The following is a 20,164-nucleotide window of genomic DNA, read 5'->3' as shown; positions in this document are numbered from 1 at the left end:
CTTCAAAGATTGCGCGCAATGACCATGCGCTGAATATCGCTGGTGCCTTCGTAGATCTGGCAGACCCGCACATCGCGGTAGATGCGCTCCAGCGGAAAGTCGCTCAGATAGCCATAACCGCCAAGGGTCTGCAAGGCATCCGAACAGACCTTTTCGGCCATTTCCGAGGCGAAAAGCTTGGCCATCGACGCTTCGACCAGCGCCGGACGCCCGGCATCGCGCAGCGCCGCGGCATGCAGCACCATCTGCCGGGCCACGGCAACGCGGGTGGCCATGTCGGCCAGGCGAAAAGCCACGGCCTGGTGTTCGATCAATGGCTTGCCGAAGCTTTCGCGCTCGCGCGCATAGTCACGTGCTACCTCGAAGGCGGCGCGGGCCATGCCCACCGACTGCGAGGCAATGCCGATACGCCCGCCTTCAAGGTTGGCCAGGGCGATCTTGTAGCCTTCGCCCTCCTCGCCGAGGCGGTTGGCCACCGGCACGCGCAGATTTTCAAAGACGATCTGGCAGGTGTCGGAGGCGTGCTGGCCGAGTTTGTCCTCGACCCGTGCCACCTGGTAACCCGGCGAGTCGGTGGGCACGATGAAGGCACTGATGCCGCGCTTGCCGGCCTCGGGGTCGGTTACCGCAAACACTATCACCACCCCGGCGTTCTGCCCGGAGGTGATGAACTGCTTGCAGCCGTTGAGCACGTAGTGATCGCCATCGCGGCGGGCGCGGGTCTTCAGGCTGCTGGCATCGGAGCCGGCTTGCGGCTCGGTCAGGGCGAAGGCGCCAAGCATGGCGCCGCTGGCCAGCGGGGTGAGGAACTGCTGCTTCTGCTGCTCGCTGCCGAACTTGAGAATCGGCACGCAACCCACCGAGTTGTGCACGCTCATGATCGTCGAGCAGGCGCCATCGCCTGCGGCGATTTCTTCCAGGGCCATGGCGTAGGCGACATAGCCGGTATCGCTGCCGCCCCACTGCTCCGGCACCAGCATGCCGAACAGGCCCAGTTCGGCCATCTCCTGGATGGCTTCTTTGGGGAAGCGGTGTTCGCGGTCCCACTGCTCGGCAAACGGGCGCAGGCGCTCCTGGGCGAACTGACGCACCGCGTCGCTGATTTGCTGTTGTTCGTCATTGATTAGCATGGTGCACCTCAGTACAGACACTCGACGGCCATGGCCGTGGCTTCACCGCCGCCGATGCAGATGGCGGCAATGCCGCGATGCAGGCCTTTCTGGCGCAGGGCCGCCAGCAAGGTGACCAGGATGCGCGCGCCGGAAGCACCGATCGGGTGGCCCAGGGCGCAGGCGCCGCCATGCACGTTGACCTTGTCGTGGGGCAGGTCCAGGTGCTTCATCGCCGCCAGGGTGACCACGGCAAAGGCTTCGTTGATTTCGAACAGATCGACCTCGGCCAGGTTCCAGCCGGTGCGTTTGATCAGTTTGTCGATAGCGCCGATCGGGGCGCTGGGGAACAGCGCCGGGGTGTCGGCGAACGCCGCGTGGCCATGGATCACCGCCAGCGGTTTCAAGCCTTGCTTCTCGGCCTGGGAGCGGCGCATCAGCACCAGCGCCGCCGCGCCATCGGAGATGGAGCTGGAGTTGGCCGCGGTCACCGTGCCACCTTCGCGAAAGGCCGGCTTGAGCTGCGGGATCTTGTCCAGACGGGCCTTGGGCGGCTGCTCGTCGTCGCTGATCAGGCGCTGGGTCTTGCCCTCGGTGACTTCGACCGGGACGATTTCGCTGGCAAAGCTGCCGTCCTTGATCGCCTGCTGGGCACGGGTCAACGAGGCGATTGCGAAATCGTCCTGCTGCTGGCGGGTAAAGCCATTGCTTTCGGCGCAGTCCTCGGCAAAGGTGCCCATCAGCCGGCCCTTGTCGTAGGCGTCTTCCAGACCGTCGAAGAACATGTGGTCGATGATCTTGCCATGGCCCATGCGATAACCGCTGCGGGCTTTGTCCAGCAGGTAAGGGGCGTTGGACATGCTCTCCATGCCGCCGGCCACCACCACCTCGGCACTGCCGGTCAGCAGCAGGTCGTGGGCCATGATCGCCGCCTGCATGCCCGAGCCGCACATCTTGTTGAGGGTGGTGCAGGTGGTGCCCTTGTTCAGGCCGGCGCCCAACGCCGCCTGGCGCGCCGGGGCTTGGCCCAGGCCTGCCGGCAGCACGCAGCCGAACAGCACTTGTTCGACGCTGTCGGGGGCAACACCTGCGCGCTCGACGGCGGCGCGAATGGCGGCAGCGCCCAGTTGCGGTGCGGTGAGGCTTTTCAGCTCGCCCTGCAGGCCGCCCATGGGCGTGCGCACGGCGCTGACGATTACGATCGGATCATTGGCGAGAGTCATGTTTGAGTGCTCCTGAAATTACTTGGCGGCCATGCGCAAGGCGCCGTCGAGACGGATCACCTCACCGTTGAGCATGCTGTTTTCAATGATGTGGCGGGCCAGCGCGGCGTACTCCTGCGGGCGCCCCAGGCGTGGCGGGAACGGCACGCCGGCGGCCAGCGAGTCGCGTACTTCCTGGGTCATGCCGGCCATCATCGGGGTTTCGAAAATGCCCGGGGCGATGGTCATCACGCGGATGCCGAAGCGCGCCAGCTCACGGGCCGCCGGCAAGGTCAGGCTGGCAATCGCGCCCTTGGAGGCGGCATAGGCGGCCTGGCCGATCTGGCCGTCATAGGCGGCAATCGAGGCGGTGTTGATGATCACCCCGCGTTCACCGTCAGCGCCCGCCTCGCCTTCGGCCATGGCCGCAGCGGCCAGGCGCAGCAGGTTGAAGCTACCGATCAGGTTGACGTTGATCACCCGGCTGAAGCTTTCCAGGCCATGCGGGCCGTTCTTGCCCAGGACCTTCTCGGCGCCGACGATACCGGCGCAGTTGATCAGCCCGTGGATATTGCCGAAGGCGGCAACCGCCGCATCGATCGCGGCCTGGGCGGCGGCTTCCTGGCTGATGTCGGCCACCGCGAAGTGCGCCCTGGTGCCCAGCTCGCGGGCTTTGGCGGCGACCGCTTCGGCATTGAGGTCGACCAGCATGACCTGGGCACCGGCCTCGATGAGCATCTGCGCGGTGGCAGCGCCTAGCCCGGAAGCGGCGCCGCTGACGATGAAGTTGTTATTGGCAATCTGCATGATGTTGGTTCCTCAGGCGCTGGCGGTCGACGCCAGCGCGGCCTGTTGTTTGGCTATTTCCTGATTGCGCAGGATGAAACGTTGCAGCTTGCCGCTCGGCGTCTTGGGCAGCTCGCTGACAAATTCGATTTCCCGTGGGTAGGCGTGGGCATACAGGCGCTGACGCACGTGCTGCTTGAGGGCCTCGGCCAGTGCTTCGCTCGGCTCTTGGCCTTTGGCCAGCACCACGAATGCCTTGATCAGCTCGGTCCGCTCCGGGTCCGGTTTGCCCACCACCGCGGCTTCGATCACCGCCGGGTGTTCGATCAGCGCGCTCTCGACATCGAACGGGCCGACCCGGTAGCCGGAGGTGGTGATCACGTCATCGCTGCGGCCGACAAAGCTGATGCTGCCGTCGTCGTTGAGCTCGACGGTGTCGCCGCTCAGGTAGTACTTGCCGACGAACGCCTTGGTCGGCAAACCCTGGTAGCCGGCAAACCAGCACAGCGGCGACTGCTCGCGGTCGACAGCGAGAATGCCCGGCTGCCCCGGCGGCAGTTCGTTGTGTTGTTCATCGAGCACGACGATGCGGTGACCGGGGATGGCGAAGCCGGCAGAGCCCAGGTGTACCGGGTGCTGCAGCCCATGGTGGTTGCACAGGACCATGCCCAGTTCGGTCTGCCCGTAATGGTCGTGAATGGTCACGCCCAGCTCGTCGGCAAACCAGCGGATCACCTGCGGGTTAAGTGGCTCGCCGGCGCTGCTGAGCACCCGCAGGCGGCCCTTGATCGGCGCGCTGAACTCGCTACCAGCGGCGATCAGCAGGCGGTAGGCCGTCGGCGAGCCGGCCAGGTTGCTGATGGCGTACTTGTTGATGACCCGGCAGGTGCTCTCGACGCTGAACGGCCCATCGAAAAACGTGGTGGCATGGCCCAGGGCAAGCGGACCGGTCACGGCGTAATAAAGCCCGTAGGCCCAGCCCGGATCGGCGAGGTTCCAGAAGCTGTCTTCAGGGCGCAGGTCGATGGCATCGCGCATGTAGCCCTGGAAGGCGACGATGGCCCGCAGCGGCACTTCCAGCGGCTTGGCCGGGCCGGTAGTGCCGGAGGTGAACATCAGCAGGAACGGTGCCTCGGCCCCCAGCAGCACCGGCTCGCAGTGATCACTGGCCAGCGCCAGTGCGCTGTGAAAGTCGATATCGCCGGAGCCTGGCGCAGCGCCCACGCAGATGACCGTCGGGCAGCCATGCACGTCGTCGAGCTTGCTGCGATTATGCGGTTCAGTGACGACTACCTTGGCTGCGGACTGCTCCAGCCGGTGCTCGATGGCCTTGGGCCCGAATGCGGTAAACAGCGGCTGGTACACCGCACCCAGGCGCCAGGTGGCCAGCACGGTGATCAGCAATTCGGCCGTACGCGGCATCAACCCGGCAACCCGGTCGCCGACGCCCACACCCTGGGCCCTGAGCACATTGGCCAGGCGCGCGGCAGAATGTTGCAGTTGCTCGAAGCTGTAGCGCGCGCTGCTGCCGTCGCGGCCTTCCCAGTTCAGGGCAATACGATTGCCGCCGACATGCCGGTCGCAGCACTCGACGCAGGCATTGAGTGCCTCAAGGTTGCCTTGCAGGGCAGCCGCAGCGGTGTGCAGGTAGTCGAACCCTTGCGCCGCGGCGCGGTAATCACGCATCGCCAGACTCCTCGTTTGTTATTGTTGGAATAAAACGATTGGTCTGAAGATAGTCGCGCCAGAGCTGGCGCGGGACAATGGCCAAAGCTGTCAAAGTGGATGACTGGTTTGGCCGCTGGCCCTGACGCGACCACTAACTCTCGGCTTTTGTGACAAGCAAGGGCTTGGTCAGCGCCACAATCAACACCCGTACCTTCTCGGCGCGCTCGACCGCCAGCACATCCACTGCTGCCTCACCGTCCCCCGCCATGTCGGTCAGTTCCTGCAGCCGATCGACGAAGGGCTCTTCAACCTCCGCGAACGATTGCGGATAAGTGTCACGCAGGTAATTGACCCAGAAATCCCGGGAAGCGATGAAGTCCAGCAGTTCATCTCCGGCTTCAGCTGTGAGTACTGTCCTGGCCGCGTCGTCGAGTTGACGCGAGGTTACCCCCGCCACCCCGCCAAACTGCATGTAACGTGGCTGGCCGGGCAGGTCCAGGGTCTCGGCCAGACCAACCCGATAGGCCAGGCTGACCTCCACCTCGTCGACGCCCAGGCCGCTGGCCTGACGCGCATGGATATCCTCCCGGGCAACCTGCTCGACACGCTCAAGGCGAAACAAGCGCCTGGCCACCCCAAGCAAGCGGCTGGCCTGGTTTTCCGAGCCAGGCTGCTGCTCGGCTTGCCACAAGAAGTAACCCACTTCGAGGTTACTGAAGCAATCCGAAACGCTGTCGACGCAGGTCCTCGGTGCCGAGGCCAGCTTGAACAGGGTCGAACGCAGTGTCTGGCTGTCTACCGCCTCTTCGACAAGGGCCCAGACCCGCCGGCTCAGGTCCTCGCGGTTCATCCGGTAGTCTGCAGTGCCGGTCAGCTCGCCGAGCAGACGCAGAAAACCTGCGCTGTCCTCTGACCATGCGAGATCATCCCATTGCCCTGCACGCACTTCGTACACCCGCTCATCCAGGGTGGCCAGCCAAAACGCACGAGCATCGACCGGCAGCTCGTGCTCATCCTCTTCTGGCAACTGCATGCCATCGAGCTCGGCAAGGCGTTGCCAGGTCGCCTGCGCCAGGGGATTGCCCTGCAAGTAGATGGCGTCACGGATCACCCCAGGGGTATGGAAAAAGCGCTCGGGCAAGGTGGCGATCAGATTGTTGCGCAAGTCGGCCTGCTCCAGGAACGGTCGGCTGAGCAACCCGCGCGGCAAGGCTTGCATGCCGGTGTTGCGCAAGCTCAGTTCGCGCAAACGGTGCAAGGGCCGCAGGTTGAGGTTGCGCCGCAGCGGGTTGTTGTCCAGCACCAGCATGCGCAGTTGGTTCAACCGGGCCAGTGCATCGACATCCATGGCCTGCAGGGCGATGTGGTTATGTTCCAGCCTGAGGGTGCGCAACGCCGACATGTGCTCAAGACCGGACGGCAACTGGTCAAAAAAGTTGTTGCTCAGGTTCAGCCAGCGAGTGTTCGAAAACGCCCGGAAAAACGACGCAGGCAACCTGCGCATACGCATGCCGACCATGACCACATCGACCACATGAGCAAAGCTGATCTCGCCTGGCAGATTGGGAAAGGTCGGGATATGCCGGCCAACAATGCTCAGGCGATAACCCTGGAGAATCCCGTTCGCGTCAATGATCGGCTCGCTTTGACGACGCCAGCAGTGGCGCAGCGCTTCGGCCACGCGATTGCGTGGCGACAACAGCACCGTAGCGCTACCACTGGCTTGCGCAGGCGCTGCGGCCTCCCAGGTACTCAGCGTCTGATCGAGCACCTGATACTCCTGCTCGAGCCGCTGCAACGCCAGTAGCACTGAAGAGCCACTTTCGCGCAGACGGGCGATAAAGGCTTCGCGCTGCTCGGCATCAAGGCCGGGAAACAAGGCACACAAGCGGTTGCTGATGCTTTGCGCCACCGCCTGCGCAGCCCCTCGGCCACTCAGCAGGTACCCTACGCGGCCATCTGCCAGGCGATGTCCCGGGTTGAACCAGCGCCGGACCGGCGCCAGGCCCAGAACCCCTTCCAGTTCGCTGGTAGCGACCGGCAGCTGGGCAATCAGGTCCGCGCGCATTTGCTCAAGCGCATGCGGCCCCTGCCATCCCAGGCCTTCACGCTGGGCATCATTCAACGAAGCGGCAATCACCTGTAGCAATCCCCCGCTCAGCTCGACGTCCTCAGCGCCATCTGGCTGATCGCCGTAGAGCTGGTAAACGCCTTGCTGGTGGACGATGACCCTATGCAGCCCAGGGCTGTCTTCGGGCTTCAGCCGGTCGAGCAAACGGCTGTAGGGAAAGCGGTCATGCAACGTCAGGTTCACCTCTTGCGGCCACCCTGGCAAACGCCGGAGTGCATAGAACACCAGGTGAGCGCTGTCCAGCGAACCGCCGTAGCCAAGGTATAGACCTTCACGGGCGCGAGTCAGTTGTGCCACCCGAGCCAGCATCCGCGCCTGTTCCGCCAGCCCAAGGGGTACGCGCGCCTGGGCTGCCAGCAGTGCGCGCGCTTCATCGCTGGCCTGTGCAAGCAAGGCCAGGCCATAGGCGTCGGGTAAGGTGGGGAAGTCCCGCTGGAGCGTTGCCAGCAGCGGGTCGTCAGGCAAGTACCGTGTAGAAAGCGACACGCCGTGCTGGTGCTGGGCGAAGCGCTCAAGGGTGTCGCGCAGGCCTATCGGCATCCGGCGGTTTTCCACCAGTAACCCGCGCAGTTCATCTTCATCGATAGCCGCCACCTGCAACAGCGCACGCACCTCGCTCACGCTCATCAGCCCGGCAGCGGGCCACAGGCGTTCGAGCAGATGCGACTGGCCCTGCCAGGCCAGCGGCCACTCATCACGCAAGCGCCAGGCGCGTTCGCCATTGAACTCTACGACCGGCCCATACGCGTCGGCACGTTGCTGATGAACCAGGCGCCACGAACCTTGCTGCGGGAGCTGACGAACTTCGTAGACTTCGCCGCGTAGCGGCAGGTAACTGCGCCCGTCGGCCAGGTGCAGGCCACTATCGGTCAAGCGCGAGCCGGCGGGAATGCGCCCCAGCTGGTAAAGGCGCAGATCCCGGCGCCATAAGCGCGGCTGATTGCTTTCGAGGGTGACCGGTAACAGTGACTGGACAAAATCACTGCGCTTGAACGCTCTGCCGACACTATGGATACCCGCCCCCAGCGCTACCGTCACCGCCACAGTCTGGGCAACACCGAGCAGATGCTCGAGTGCTTCGCCGCGATGCCCGCGCAGCCAGTCTTCGGCCCCTTCGAACACCTCGCTCAAGGTCTGCAGTGCAAGATGCCCGAGCAACAACCCACCCACAGCGGGAACGAACAGGCCGACCAGGTTGAGTGCCGTCCAACCGGCCGCAGCCAGATCAGAACGCCACGCTCGGGTCGCCGCACTGTCGACATCGGCGGTCGGCACCGCCAGTACCCGGGCATCGGCTTTGATCCGTGCCAGCTGCAATTGACAGACACCGGTGAACAGATCACCACGCAGGAGCGTGCCCGCCAAGTCCAGGTCAACGCTTGAGTCGGTGAGTCTGGTTGCCAGCAACAGGGCAAAACCGGCACGTTGCTGCAAACCGATCAGCGCACTGAAGTAAGCGCGATACGACTCGGCCCCCTTGAGCGACTCAGCCAGTGCCACGTTGAAGGCAAACCAGGAGCGGTAACTGCGCAAAGGCTGCTGCCGGTCGGTCGGAAAATACACCAACAACCCGCGAATCAGGCTGGCCTCGGTCCAGCGCAGCGCCCCTTGCGGCGGGTCGCCGCGCACTTCGAAAACCACCGCACCGCTGACCTGGCAGTTCAGCGCACTCAGTTGATAAATACGTACTTCCAACCCGCCATGGCTGACCTGGGATGCGCCCGAGACGACTTGCTCGAGCATCTGGTAGGCCAGCGCATCGATCTGCCCGCGCAAATGAGCGAGGCGCGCAGCCACTTGCAGGGCCAGGCGCTTTTCCTCGGCCAGGTCCTGCTCAGCCGGCGCGAAGACATCCTCCAGATGCTGCTGGAAACGCCTGCCCACATCCAGCTCACGGCAGACGCTGGCCACTTTTTCGGGCGCATCGAGCAAAACTGTCTCGAGTTCGCCCGCAGTGACGATCGCTGTCCCGGCATAGTAGCTGCTGGCGGATGTCTGGCGAGCGCCAAAACCTTGCAGCAGGCGTTGCATCAAGGGCTGGGTGAGCAGAATCGTATCATCACTAGGCAGCCCGATACCCTGGCTAGGCTTGAAGTCGCGCAGTACTTCACGCCACTGGTCGCTATCGAGATTGCCCTGGTAGTTGAGCTTGTCGTGCAGTGCGTCTGCCAGCAACGGGTGGGCAAAAGCATCAATCGCCTGGAGTTCATCGAGGGTTGCGTGGACGGCTTGCTGGCTGTGCCGAAGCCTTGCGAAATCATCGCGCAAATCATTGATCTGCTCGACGGAGGCGGTTCTAAGCCAGTCAGGCAGGATATGACCGATGAATTCATCGGTCACCCCGGGCTGGGTGATCGCAGCCGGTGTGGCTGGAGATCGGGCGGCAGGGTTAGGCACGTTCAAGGTCCTGGGGGAATGGCAATCCTCCAGCCTAGAAACGCTTAACCATCACTGGCAGCGAGAGGCGTTTCACCCTGGCCGATCAATGCCCGATAGTGGCCCGGATTGCAGCCATACCACTTGCGAAAGGCCTTGTAGAACGAGCTGCTGTCAGCAAACCCCAGGCGCTCGGCGATTTCGGCGAAGCTTATCTGTTCCTGGGCCAGCCAGGCGATTGCCAGCTCCTTGCGTACACTGTCCTTGAGGCCCTGGTAGGTGGCGCCCTCCTCGGCCAGGCGTCGACGCAGGGTCGAGGCCGATATGCACAGTTGCTGGGCCTGGGCCTCGGTTTCCGGCCAATCACCGGCGGGAAGCTGGCGCAGCGATTCCTTGATCCGCCGCGCCAGGCTCGACGGATCGCGGTACTTGACCAGAATATTGGCCGGCGCCTCGGCCAGAAAGCGCTGCAACTCTTCAGGCGTGCGCTTGAGCGGCAGGTCCAGGCAATCGGCGGCAAAGATCATCCGCGTGCGTGGCCGGTCAAACTGCAGGTTCTCCGAGAACATCACCCGGTAATCGTCGCAAAACGGCGGCTCGGCACAACGCAGCTCAATGGCCAGGATCGGGATGCGCCGCCCGGCCAGCCAGCAGGCGACGCCATGCACAATCATCCAGAAGGTGAAGTAGGTGAAGGCCCGGCGCGGCTCATCCCGGGGCTCGCCGATGACGATCTCCGCCAGGCTTTGCTGGCGCACCAGCGCCGGCTGCAGGTGCTCGAGCATCAGCCCGAGAAACGCCAGGGCGCTTTCAAGCCCGGCGCCCAACGTCGGCTGGGCCATGGACGAGCGGCACACAAAGGCCAGGCTGCCCGTGCGCAGGCCACGCGGGTCCATGCAGAAGAACTCATCGTGGCAACGACGAGCCAGCAGCCGCCAGAGCTGCGCGTAGGCCCCGGCGGGCACCCGCGCATCGGCCTGCTGCAACTGTTCGGGGTCGATCCCCACACGACTGAGCAGGGCCTGGCTCGCGGCGCCCGGGGCGCAGCTTTGCAGCAGCGCCTCGCGCACCAGTTGCATGGAGATGGTGTCTTTCTCCGCCATCAGCAGTCGTTCGCCTTGCCTGTAGTGTTTGCCCGCCATCTTAGGGGCCCGCCGGGAAAAAACCAGCCCCGCCTCATACCGCCGACGCCAGGCTGAGAAACGCCTGGATCAGGCGCAGTTCGCGGCGTCGCTCCAGGCAGCCGATCATGTGCTGGTTGATCAGCCCCGCTGCGCCGATGGGCCGCGCCACCACCCGCGGGTCATGGCTGATCTCCACCGACGAGACGATACCGATGCCCAGCTCGGCCGCCACCGCTTCAGTCACCGCCTCGCGGCTGTCGAGCTCCAGCAGCACGCGCGGCTGCACCTGGGCATCGCGGCAGGCCTGATCGAAGGTGCGGCGGGTAATCGAACTGGGTTCGCGCAGTACCATGATCTGCCGGTCCAGCTCGCCAAGGGGCAATTCCTCGGCGCTGGCCGCCCAGGCATGCCCGGCCGGCAGCAAGGCGCAGATCCGTGAATCGCCCAGGCTTTGCAGGTGCAGGCCCTTGCGCGACTCGACCTCGGTCATCACCGCGACATCGGCATGCTCGCTGAGCAGCGCCGCCAGGGTTTCCTGGGCGTTGCCCAGACGCAGGTTGACGGTGATCCCCGGATACCGCGCGCGCAGTTGCGCCAGCATCGGCATGACCCGGTGCGGGCCGTCGGCGGCCACTTCCAGGCGCCCGGTGAGCAACTGGCGGTTGGCCTCAAGCATCGCCTGGGCTTCTTCGGCAAGGCCAAACATCGCGCGGGTGATCGCCGCCAGGCGAATGCCCTCCTCGGTCAGCTCGACACGTCGCGCCGTGCGGCGCAGCAAGGTGATCTGGTAGTGCTCCTCAAGCGCCTTGACATGCCCGGTCACCGCCGGCTGGCTGATGAACAGACGGGCGGCGGCGCGGGTAAAACTGCCCTCACGGGCCACGGCATCGAAGGCGCGGAGCTGGAACAGGTTCATATCTATCGGCCTGACTTATGACTGGCATAACAACAAACAATTTGATTGATAAGGCACGGAATTGCAACGTAGGCCCCGTAGATTCAGCCCACCGCTTGCGAGGACTACCGGAATGAGTAACGCCCCTATCCTGCTGACCCCTGGCCCCCTGACCACCTCGGCCCGTACCCGCCAAGCGATGATGGTCGACTGGGGCTCATGGGACCGCGATTTCAACCAGCTCACCGCCAGCCTCTGCGAGCAACTGCTGGCCATCGTCAACGGTGCCGACAGCCACCATTGCGTGCCCCTGCAAGGCAGCGGCACCTTTGCCGTGGAAGCGGCCATCGGCACCCTGGTGCCCCGCGACGGCAAGGTCCTGGTACTGATCAACGGCGCCTACGGCCAGCGCCTGGCAAAAATCTGCAAGGTGCTGGGCCGCGCCTGCAGCACCTTCGAAACCGCCGAAGACCAGCCGACCACTGCCGCTGACGTCGACCGTCTGCTGAGCGCCGACAGCAGCATTACCCACGTGGCACTGATTCACTGCGAAACCAGCACCGGCATTCTCAACCCGCTGGCAGAGATTGCCGCAGTTATCGCCGGCCACGGCAAACGCCTGATCATCGATGCTATGAGCTCGTTCGGCGCCTTGCCGATCGATGCCCGCCAGGTACCATTCGATGCCCTCATCGCCGCCTCCGGTAAATGCCTGGAAGGCGTGCCTGGCATGGGCTTCGTCTTTGCCAACAAACAGTCGCTGGCCGCCGCCGAAGGCAACTCGCCGTCGCTGGCCATGGACCTGCATGACCAGCACGTCTACATGGCCAAGACCGGCCAGTGGCGCTTCACCCCGCCAACTCATGTGGTAGCGGCGCTGCACGAGGCCTTGCTGCAGTACAACGAACAAGGCGGCCTGCCCGCCCGCCACCAGCGCTATGCCAGTAACTGCAAGACCCTGCTCGACGGCATGGCCGCCATTGGCTTGCGCAGCTTCCTGCCCGCCGAGATTCAGGCGCCGATCATCGTCACCTTCCATGCCCCGAACGATCCGCGCTACCAGTTCAAGGACTTCTACGAGCGGGTCAAGGCCAAGGGTTTCATCCTCTACCCGGGCAAGTTGACCCAGGTCGAAACCTTCCGCGTCGGCTGCATCGGCTGCGTCGGCCCGGACGGCATGCAGGCCGCGGTCGATGCCGTGGCTCAGGTGCTGCGGGAAATGGAAGTGCTGGACATCTGATACCCCGAAGCCTTTTTACCCGATCAGCGCAACCACCCGCTCAAGGAACCCTGAACATGAACTACAACAACCCGACGCAATTGCAAGCCGCGATCCTCGACTGGGCCGGCACCGTGGTCGATTTTGGCTCCTTTGCCCCAACCCAGATCTTTGTCGAGGCCTTCGCCGAGTTCGACGTCGAAGTGTCTATCGAGGAAGCCCGCGGGCCGATGGGCATGGGCAAGTGGGACCATATCCGCACCCTGTGTGACCAGCCGCTGATCGCCGAGCGTTACCGCAAGGTGTTCGGCCGCACGCCGACCGACGCGGACGTCACCGCCATCTATGAGCGCTTCATGCCACTGCAGATCGAGAAGATCGCCGTGCACTCGGCGCTGATCCCCGGCGCCCTCGACACCCTCACCGGGCTGCGCCAAGACGGTCTGAAGATCGGCTCGTGCTCGGGCTATCCGAAAGTGGTGATGGACAAGGTGGTGGCACTGGCCGCGCAGAACGGCTACGTCGCCGATCACGTGGTGGCCACCGACGAAACCCCGAACGGCCGCCCCTGGCCGGCCCAGGCCCTGGCCAACGTGATTGCCCTGGGCATCGATGATGTCGCTGCCTGCGTCAAGGTCGACGACACCGTGCCAGGCATCCTCGAAGGCCGGCGCGCCGGCATGTGGACGGTAGCGCTGGTGTGCTCGGGCAACGCCCTGGGCCTGACCTACGAAGGCTACCGCGCCCTGGCCTCGGACACCCTCGACAGCGAGCGCAAGCGCATTCATGCGTTGTTCGCAGGCTCGCGCCCGCACTACCTGATCGACACCATCAACGAACTGCCAGAGGTGATCGCTGATATCAACAAGCGCCTGGCTCGTGGGGAAATGCCGCAGGCCGTGTAAGCACGTTGCACAGCTGATTGACCCAGCAATCTAAACAGGCAGGACAAGTTACCCAACTTGACCTGCCTGTTTGCTCATGCCGCCCCGGGCAAGTGACAAAAGGTGTTAGATATAGTCGTTATTGCCGCAAATTCACGATCTTTTCACCGACTTTCCCAACCAACATTCAAACTTTTTCCCTTGAGCTTTCCACCGTACGCTCAGTGCCTACACCTCAAGGAAGAAGGTTTTAATTCATGTCTGTTGACCTCAGCTCCCCTACCCGACCAACCGATATCACACCCATCTCAAGCAAGCTACCCGCGTGGCTGATCAGCGCCCCTGCCGCCACTCATGCTGCGCTACGCAAGATCGACGTGCAGACATTGCCCTGGCTGGCTGATGCACGGCATACCGATGCGCAGACACTGGAACAGCTGCAAAGGGTGTATATCCGCCATCGCCGCCACGAGCAGCGGGTCCACGAGATACTTGCCGCACTTCCGGCCATCGAGTCCTATGCCGAACCCTTGTTGAAAGCCAAGCTGCTGGAGCGATTCGGCCTGGATGTCGATGTGCACAACAGTTATCTGTTCCACGCCCGGCGCGTGGTCAGCGACGGCTCTTTCCTGACGTTGTCGCAGGATCCAGCGGTCAAGGCTGGTGTCGCGATCAAAGCCGCCACCCAATCGCTGCTGGCCTGTGCGCTACAGAACTTCGAAGCCTGGGAAGCCGTGCCGGGCGCCATGACTGACGATCGCGGGCGGACATCGATCGCCTCGCGCATTTATTACTCCGACCCGGCACTCAACCGGCCCGGGCGCCACCCCGACGAGTCGCCGCTGAATATCGTTCCCGAGCAGTTTGCTGCCCTGTGCCGCGAACTTGACCTGGGCGGTACCTACCAACAGTTGATACACCGCGTACTCAACCCGGAGTCCGCTGCTGGTGATGCTGCCGACGCCGCCAGCGCCAACCTGCGCGCCGACTTCAAACAGCTCGAGCAATCGACGTTCCTCCTGCACACGCACATTGCGCGGTTGAAAAAAGCCATCAGCCCGCAGATGCATGGCGTATTGCTGGATATCGCTCGAAACAAACCGGCAACCCTGGACGGGGTAACGATAACCCGTAACTTTCTCAAACTCTGGGATGTCGAACTCAGCGCCATCGTTGTCTTCGGTAAAGACCGCAGTGCCAGCCAGCACAGCGAAAAGGTCGTGGTCTACATTCCCGATGACCCCTACGACCCGCTCAGGGAGTACCCCTCGCTTGCGCACTTTTTCGCGTCCCTGCGTGACAGCTTTCTGAAGCCGGACTACCAGCAGTTCTTTGCCCGATTTGTACCTGCACGCCAGCGCGCGCGGTTGTTTGCTCGCCTGCACCAGGCTTTCTATCCCAAGGTCTGGAACAGTGCCGCGGGCTACTACGAAGAAAAACTCGACCGCAACGCCAGCCTGCACCTGCGCGAAGGTACCTTTTTCGGCAACCTGCTCAACGCGCTGTACCAGCAAAAAATCACCCAGCTCAAGGACGATGCCCTGTTTCACGGCGTGCCCACGGCCGCCGAGGACCACAAGTCGCTGCAAGACAAGCTGCTGTACTTTGTCCAGACGACGCTCAACGTGCTCAATATCGCCGCGTTCGTGGTGCCGGTGCTCGGCGAGGTGATGCTGGCCGTCACCGCCGTACAACTGTGCAACGAAGTCTATGAAGGCATCGAGAGCCTGGCCAAGGGCGAGAGCCAGCAAGCCTGGGGCTACCTGATGGATGTGGTCGAAAACCTGGCGATGATCGCCGCCCTGGGAGGCCTCTCGGCGGCAGGGGGCGGCGCTGCGGTACAAGCCCCTGAGCTGGTCAGGCAGATGCAGAGCGTGAAACTGCCCGATGGCAGTACGCGCCTGTGGAAACCCGACCTGCAGCCATTCGCCCAAGACGTCAGGCTACCCGCCGAGTTGCAACCCAATGCCTCCGGGCTCTACGACTACCAGGGCCGACAATGGCTGGTGCTCGAAGGCCGCACCTACGCGGTCAAGCCGCCCGCTGCCAGCGCGCCCTACCGGCTGGAACATCCGTGGCGCATGGGCGCCTACGAGCCGCCTTTGCGCCATAACCAGGCAGGCGCCTGGCTGCAGGTTACCGACCAGCCGCTTGAGTGGGAAGGCATCCGCCTGTTCCGACGGCTCGGACATGCCGGCGCAGAGTTCTCCGATGAAGTCGCCAGCACCATCATGCGCGTCAGCGAAACCCATCAGGCACAACTACGTCACGCATTGAGCGAAGGCCTGCACCCGCCCGCCCTGTTCAGCGACACGCTACACCGCTTCCGTCTGGAACATGAGCTTGACCGCTTCACCCAGCTACTGGAGGCAGGAGATCCGCACGCCGGCCCGGCCCTGCAACTGCAACTACTGGCCGAGGCGCCCGGCTGGCCGAACGGCCAAGCGCTGACCGTGCTCGATGAGCAGGGTAAGGTGCTTGCGCAGTACCACAGCCAAAGTGGCAATGCGCTGCCCCGCCCCCTGCAGGTGCGGCTCGGTGATGATGACGTTCTCGAAGCACTGATGCGGCAAATGACCAAGGTAGAGCTCGAAGGACTGCTGCAACACCCGCTGGGTTCAGGCGAGCCCAACTTCACCACAGCGAAACGCCAGTTACAGCAACAACTGGCGACCCAGGCAAAAACCCACAAAACCCGACTGTTCAATGAACGCTACCAGGCACTGCAAAAAACCGACGCCGGCCCGGTGCTGCAGGTCCAGAAAACCTTCAGCGGCCTGCCCACGGTGGTGGTCGAGGAACTGCTGCGCCACGCCAGCCCGGCAGAACTTGAACAATTGCGTGTCAATGCGCGCATTCCCGTACGAATTGGCGAAGAAGCCCGTGCCTACCAGCATAAGCTGCGTCTGAATCGTGCGTATGAAGGGCTGTATCTGGACGCTGGCAGCAGTTCTGACAGCGAGCGGCTGGCGCTGCATACCCTAGGCACTCTGCACGGCTGGTCCACCGACGTACGCCTGGAGGTCCGCGAGGGTTCAATCCAGGGGGCGCTACTCGACAGCATCGGCAGCAGCGAAGCGCCCATTCGCAAGGTCCTGGTCAGCGATGGCACCACCTACCGCACTTACGATGCCGACGGACGCCAATTGCATGGCCGTGACAACCTTTATGCCGCAGTCCTGCACGCGCTGCCGGACGCCCAACGCAGTGCCCTGGGCTTTGCCGAGGTCAGCCAGCACGCAGCGCTCAAACAGGCCGTACAGTCGCAACCGCTACTGGCCCGGCACAGCTTGAGAGCCGTGCTGAAGATGCAAGCGCTCAAGCCCGGCGCCCGCTCCCCCATGCGCCTGGCCGATGGCAGGCTTGGTTTCCCGTTGAGCGGACGCGGCAGGCTGGCGGGCTTCATCCTTGAAGAGACGCTGCTGGACAAGATCCGTCTGCTTGAATTCGAGCACGCCTTTCCCGAGCAGATCCTGCAGATGTTCTACGACGCGCAGTGGACCCGTGCCGACATCGACCAGCGCCTGGACCAACTGCTTGAAGAGCAACAGAGCCTGCGCAATCACCTTTCCAACTGGACCGATGCCGCCAGTTCAATGCCGCCCTTGAGCGCTGCGCGCATGAACAGCCGTACACGCATCGCCGAGGCCTTGTGGCGTCACTGGCGCGCCAACAACCTGTCCGAGCTGAGTCAAGCCACCACCCCGTTGCAACTGGCAGACGTCTACCTGATCGACTTTCCAGCGCAATTGCCGGACTTTATCCAGCAGCGCGTGCGGGCCCTGGAATTGTGGAACGTGAACCACGACGAAGCGCTACCCAATCCGTTCATCAACTTGGACAACGAGCGTATCGGCCTGGGCCGGTTCTTCGAGCGCTTTCCCCAGGTGAGGTCTTTGGTCTATGGCCAGAGTATTGGCCAACCCAGCTATTCCTTTATCGGCCAGACGGTGCTGGAACATTACCCACAACTGCGCGAACTGAGCCTGATCGATACCCGCCTGTACATCGGCCAGGCCGAAATCAACCTCTACCGGGGTTTCAGCCAGCTGCAACGCCTGGACCTGAGCGGCAACACCCTCAACATACTCGGTAACATCGACCTCAGCGGCTTGAACCTGCAGTACCTGGGGCTGAACCGCACCAGCCTTCGCGGCTGGCCACAGTGGCTCGACAGCGCCAACCTGAATGCAATTGCCGAAGTCTCCCTGGCCGACAACCAGATCACCACGGTACCCCCCGCCGTGCTGGAAAACCCCGTCGGTAGCGGGCATCACACCCGGGTTTCATTACTGAACAACGAGCTTTCGCGGAGCACCCTGATCCACATGCGCCTGAGTGAAGGTGAAGGCAGGCGTTTCAGCTTTGAACTGACCATTGCAGAGAACCTTCGCACCTACCTGGATGGCATAACCCAGGAGCGTGCCCGGCTGGATGAGTTCTTTGTGCAGTGGGCCGAAGCGTCCCACTCAGGCGCACCGCTAGGCGATGAACAGATTGCCTCCAGGCGCCGCCTGGGCCGTTTGGTGCACGATTTGTGGAGCCACGAACCAACACTTGGCCACGTTGGCACCTTGCGTCTCGAGGCAATCGCCTTGAACGACTTCCCCAGGCGATTGCCGCCGTTTTTCTATAATCGCCTACGCAGGCTGCACCTTCTGCGCGTGGGCACCAACGCCAGTGAATTGCATCGGTTTCTCAGTGACTTTCCCTACCTCGACAGTTTGCACATCGAGGGGCATGTCACCCCGCTGGGCAGCTTGAATACAGTTTTGCCGGAACTGCGGATGCTGGAACACCTGAGCCTGATCGACCTGGGCTTGAATATCGATCAGTCGGCGCTGGCAACGCTGCGACGCGTGCCAAAGCTGACTGAGCTGCAACTTGACGCAAATGTTATCGGCGAGATTACCGATGCCTCTGAATTGAGCAACATCGAGCAGTTGAGCCTCAACAATGTCGGCCTGCAAACCTGGCCGCAATGGCTGGACACACTGCTGCCCGGTCCGATTCAACGCCTGTCGCTGGTTGCCAACCAGTTGCGCGAATTGCCCGAGCGAATTCTCGCTAACCCACGCACTGAAGAACATCACACTGAAATTTCCCTGACCGGCAACCCGTTGAGCCACGAGAGCATGCGTCGCGCACACTTGTCCGAAGGTTTCAATCGCGCCTACGACTTCTATATGGACTTGCCGCCCGATATCCGTGCCCTGGAGCGTGAACCACACTATTCAAGCGAGTCTTCCCCCTCTTCCCCTGAAGAAGCCGAATCCGGTGCGGATGTCTGGCTAAGCGGTGCCGAGGACCGCAGTGCGATACGCAGAGGTATCTGGCAACAGATCGAAGACGGCGCAGACGCCAGCGACCTGCTGGGGGTCATCAGCCATCTGGAACACAGCGCCGACTATCGCGATGCTAGTAGCCGCAATGGCCTTACCGAACGGGTTTGGGGCGTGCTCGAGGTAGCCGCCAATGACACAGAGCTGCGCCTGGTCCTCAACGGCATGGGTGCCGAACCCTTGCAGCAGATCAGGCAGCGCGACACCTGCCCTGACGGCATACGCCTGGCCTTCAACCAGATGGAAATCCAGGTATTCATTCGTCAATCGCTGCAGGGCGTTGCCGCCGAACAGCGGGGCAATTCCCTGTACGCCCTCACCCGCCGTCTGTACCGGCTGGAGGCGCTGGACAACGCTGCCCGCGAACAGGCCGGTAGCCGCGACGAAGCCGAAGTGCGCCTGGCCTATCGCCTGCAATGGGCCCGTGAGCTGGACCTGCCGGTGCCGCCGAGCAACATGTTGTACCGAACGGCCGCCAACATTCGCCCCGGGGAACTGGATGCGGCCTTGAGCCAGGTGCGCCAGGGCGAAGGCGGCCAGGCTTTCCTCGACTTCGCCAGGGGGCGGGACTTCTGGGTGGATTACCTGCGCGAGAGCCACGCCGATCGTTTCATGGCGCTCAAGTCTGCCTACGAGGCCGAGGTACTGGAGCTGTACGACCTCTATCCGGATGACAACCCCGACCAGATTGCCGCACGCATCACCGCGTTGGAGCAACAGTTCAAGCGCAACGAAAGCAACCTGATCGAGGCGCTGACCAACCTGGCAGGGCAACAGCAACGTTGAACCTGCCTTTGCACCGGCCAGCCTTGAGTAAGGTGGCCGGTGCAATGCCTCAGTTCTGGTGCCGCGCGACCCACACGGCGAACTTGTCGATAAAGGTCTGCAGGAACGGCCGGGTCTTCTCCGACAGCTTGCCGTTGTCGTCAAACAGCGTCCCTGCCCCACCAATGTAGGCTTCGGGCTGCTGCATGCACGGCACATCAAGGAACACCAGCGACTGGCGCAGGTGGTGGTTGGCACCAAAGCCGCCCACCGCCCCCGGCGACACACTGATCACCGCCCCGGGCTTGCCACTCCAGGCGCTCTGGCCATAGGGCCGCGAGCCCACATCGATGGCATTCTTCAACACTCCCGGCACCGAGCGGTTGTACTCGGGGGTGACAAACAGCAGCGCATCACTGCCGCGAATCTGCTCGCGAAACGTTTTGTAGGCCTGCGGCGGATTGACGTCGATATCCTCGTTGTACAAGGCCAGCTCGCCAATTTCGACGATGTGCAGCTTGAGGCTGGATGGCGCAAGCTCGGCCAGCGCGCGGGCGACTTTGCGGTTGAGGGATTCCTTGCGCAAGCTGCCGACGACGACGGCGACTGAATACACCTGGCTCATGGCAAATTCCTGATGTGATGAACAAAGGGAGTTGTAGG

Annotated in this window: 11 protein-coding genes; 3 read left to right on the top strand and 8 right to left on the bottom strand. The window is 63.2% G+C overall.

Features of this window, described 5'->3' with window-relative positions; all coding sequences use genetic code 11:
- Positions 1-2 precede the first annotated feature (2 nt).
- The 7 genes from LOY34_RS09020 to LOY34_RS08990 form a co-directional block, all read right to left on the bottom strand.
- Positions 3-1,130, bottom strand: a complete 1,128-nt coding sequence (locus LOY34_RS09020; RefSeq protein WP_045202085.1) for an acyl-CoA dehydrogenase — start codon at positions 1,128-1,130, stop codon at positions 3-5.
- 8 nt (positions 1,131-1,138) lie between these two features.
- Positions 1,139-2,332, bottom strand: coding sequence for an acetyl-CoA C-acyltransferase (locus tag LOY34_RS09015; RefSeq protein ID WP_195883465.1), 1,194 nt, complete (start codon positions 2,330-2,332; stop codon positions 1,139-1,141).
- 18 nt (positions 2,333-2,350) lie between these two features.
- Positions 2,351-3,118 carry an SDR family NAD(P)-dependent oxidoreductase gene (locus LOY34_RS09010; protein ID WP_195883464.1) on the bottom strand — a complete coding sequence of 256 codons (768 nt, stop codon included), beginning with the start codon at positions 3,116-3,118 and terminating at the stop codon, positions 2,351-2,353.
- Between the two features lie 12 nt (positions 3,119-3,130).
- Entirely contained in the window at positions 3,131-4,783 is a 1,653-nt protein-coding gene (locus LOY34_RS09005; protein WP_195883463.1) for an AMP-binding protein, read from the bottom strand.
- 133 nt (positions 4,784-4,916) lie between these two features.
- Positions 4,917-9,293 carry an NEL-type E3 ubiquitin ligase domain-containing protein gene (locus LOY34_RS09000; RefSeq protein WP_195883462.1) on the bottom strand — a complete coding sequence of 1,459 codons (4,377 nt, stop codon included), beginning with the start codon at positions 9,291-9,293 and terminating at the stop codon, positions 4,917-4,919.
- Positions 9,294-9,337: 44 nt separating this feature from the next.
- Positions 9,338-10,375, bottom strand: a complete 1,038-nt coding sequence (locus LOY34_RS08995) for an AraC family transcriptional regulator (RefSeq protein WP_045202212.1) — start codon at positions 10,373-10,375, stop codon at positions 9,338-9,340.
- 73 nt (positions 10,376-10,448) lie between these two features.
- Positions 10,449-11,312: a LysR substrate-binding domain-containing protein gene (locus tag LOY34_RS08990; protein WP_195883461.1), complete on the bottom strand. Its 864-nt coding sequence runs from the start codon at positions 11,310-11,312 to the stop codon at positions 10,449-10,451.
- Positions 11,313-11,424: 112 nt separating this feature from the next.
- On the opposite strand from LOY34_RS08990, the gene LOY34_RS08985 reads away from it, so the two are divergent.
- The 3 genes from LOY34_RS08985 (at position 11,425) to LOY34_RS08975 (ending at position 19,522) form a co-directional block, all read left to right on the top strand.
- Positions 11,425-12,531, top strand: a complete 1,107-nt coding sequence (locus tag LOY34_RS08985) for a 2-aminoethylphosphonate--pyruvate transaminase (protein ID WP_195883460.1) — start codon at positions 11,425-11,427, stop codon at positions 12,529-12,531.
- A gap of 56 nt (positions 12,532-12,587) precedes the next feature.
- Entirely contained in the window at positions 12,588-13,415 is an 828-nt protein-coding gene (phnX, locus tag LOY34_RS08980; protein ID WP_045202100.1) for a phosphonoacetaldehyde hydrolase, read from the top strand.
- Positions 13,416-13,651: 236 nt separating this feature from the next.
- A complete protein-coding gene (locus tag LOY34_RS08975; protein ID WP_258664594.1) occupies positions 13,652-19,522 on the top strand; it encodes an NEL-type E3 ubiquitin ligase domain-containing protein in 5,871 nt (1,956 codons plus the stop codon).
- Between the two features lie 49 nt (positions 19,523-19,571).
- Here LOY34_RS08975 and LOY34_RS08970 read toward each other — a convergent pair whose 3' ends face one another.
- A complete protein-coding gene (locus LOY34_RS08970) occupies positions 19,572-20,126 on the bottom strand; it encodes an NADPH-dependent FMN reductase (protein ID WP_093385206.1) in 555 nt (184 codons plus the stop codon).
- Between the last annotated feature and the right edge of the window lie 38 nt (positions 20,127-20,164).

Origin of the sequence: Pseudomonas sp. B21-009 (genome assembly GCF_024749345.1) — a bacterium.
GTDB lineage: Bacteria > Pseudomonadota > Gammaproteobacteria > Pseudomonadales > Pseudomonadaceae > Aquipseudomonas.
This window is presented reverse-complemented; position numbering and strand designations above follow the sequence as displayed.

What these genes read in the sequence shown, in the direction of transcription:
- LOY34_RS09020 (WP_045202085.1), bottom strand. Translation starts at nt 1,130, where the DNA reads ATGCTAATCAATGACGAACAACAGCAAATCAGCGACGCGGTGCGTCAG.
- LOY34_RS09015 (WP_195883465.1), bottom strand. Translation starts at nt 2,332, where the DNA reads ATGACTCTCGCCAATGATCCGATCGTAATCGTCAGCGCCGTGCGCACG.
- LOY34_RS09010 (WP_195883464.1), bottom strand. Translation starts at nt 3,118, where the DNA reads ATGCAGATTGCCAATAACAACTTCATCGTCAGCGGCGCCGCTTCCGGG.
- LOY34_RS09005 (WP_195883463.1), bottom strand. Translation starts at nt 4,783, where the DNA reads ATGCGTGATTACCGCGCCGCGGCGCAAGGGTTCGACTACCTGCACACC.
- LOY34_RS08995 (WP_045202212.1), bottom strand. Translation starts at nt 10,375, where the DNA reads ATGGCGGAGAAAGACACCATCTCCATGCAACTGGTGCGCGAGGCGCTG.
- LOY34_RS08990 (WP_195883461.1), bottom strand. Translation starts at nt 11,312, where the DNA reads ATGAACCTGTTCCAGCTCCGCGCCTTCGATGCCGTGGCCCGTGAGGGC.
- LOY34_RS08985 (WP_195883460.1), top strand. Translation starts at nt 11,425, where the DNA reads ATGAGTAACGCCCCTATCCTGCTGACCCCTGGCCCCCTGACCACCTCG.
- phnX (WP_045202100.1), top strand. Translation starts at nt 12,588, where the DNA reads ATGAACTACAACAACCCGACGCAATTGCAAGCCGCGATCCTCGACTGG.
- LOY34_RS08975 (WP_258664594.1), top strand. Translation starts at nt 13,652, where the DNA reads ATGTCTGTTGACCTCAGCTCCCCTACCCGACCAACCGATATCACACCC.
- LOY34_RS08970 (WP_093385206.1), bottom strand. Translation starts at nt 20,126, where the DNA reads ATGAGCCAGGTGTATTCAGTCGCCGTCGTCGTCGGCAGCTTGCGCAAG.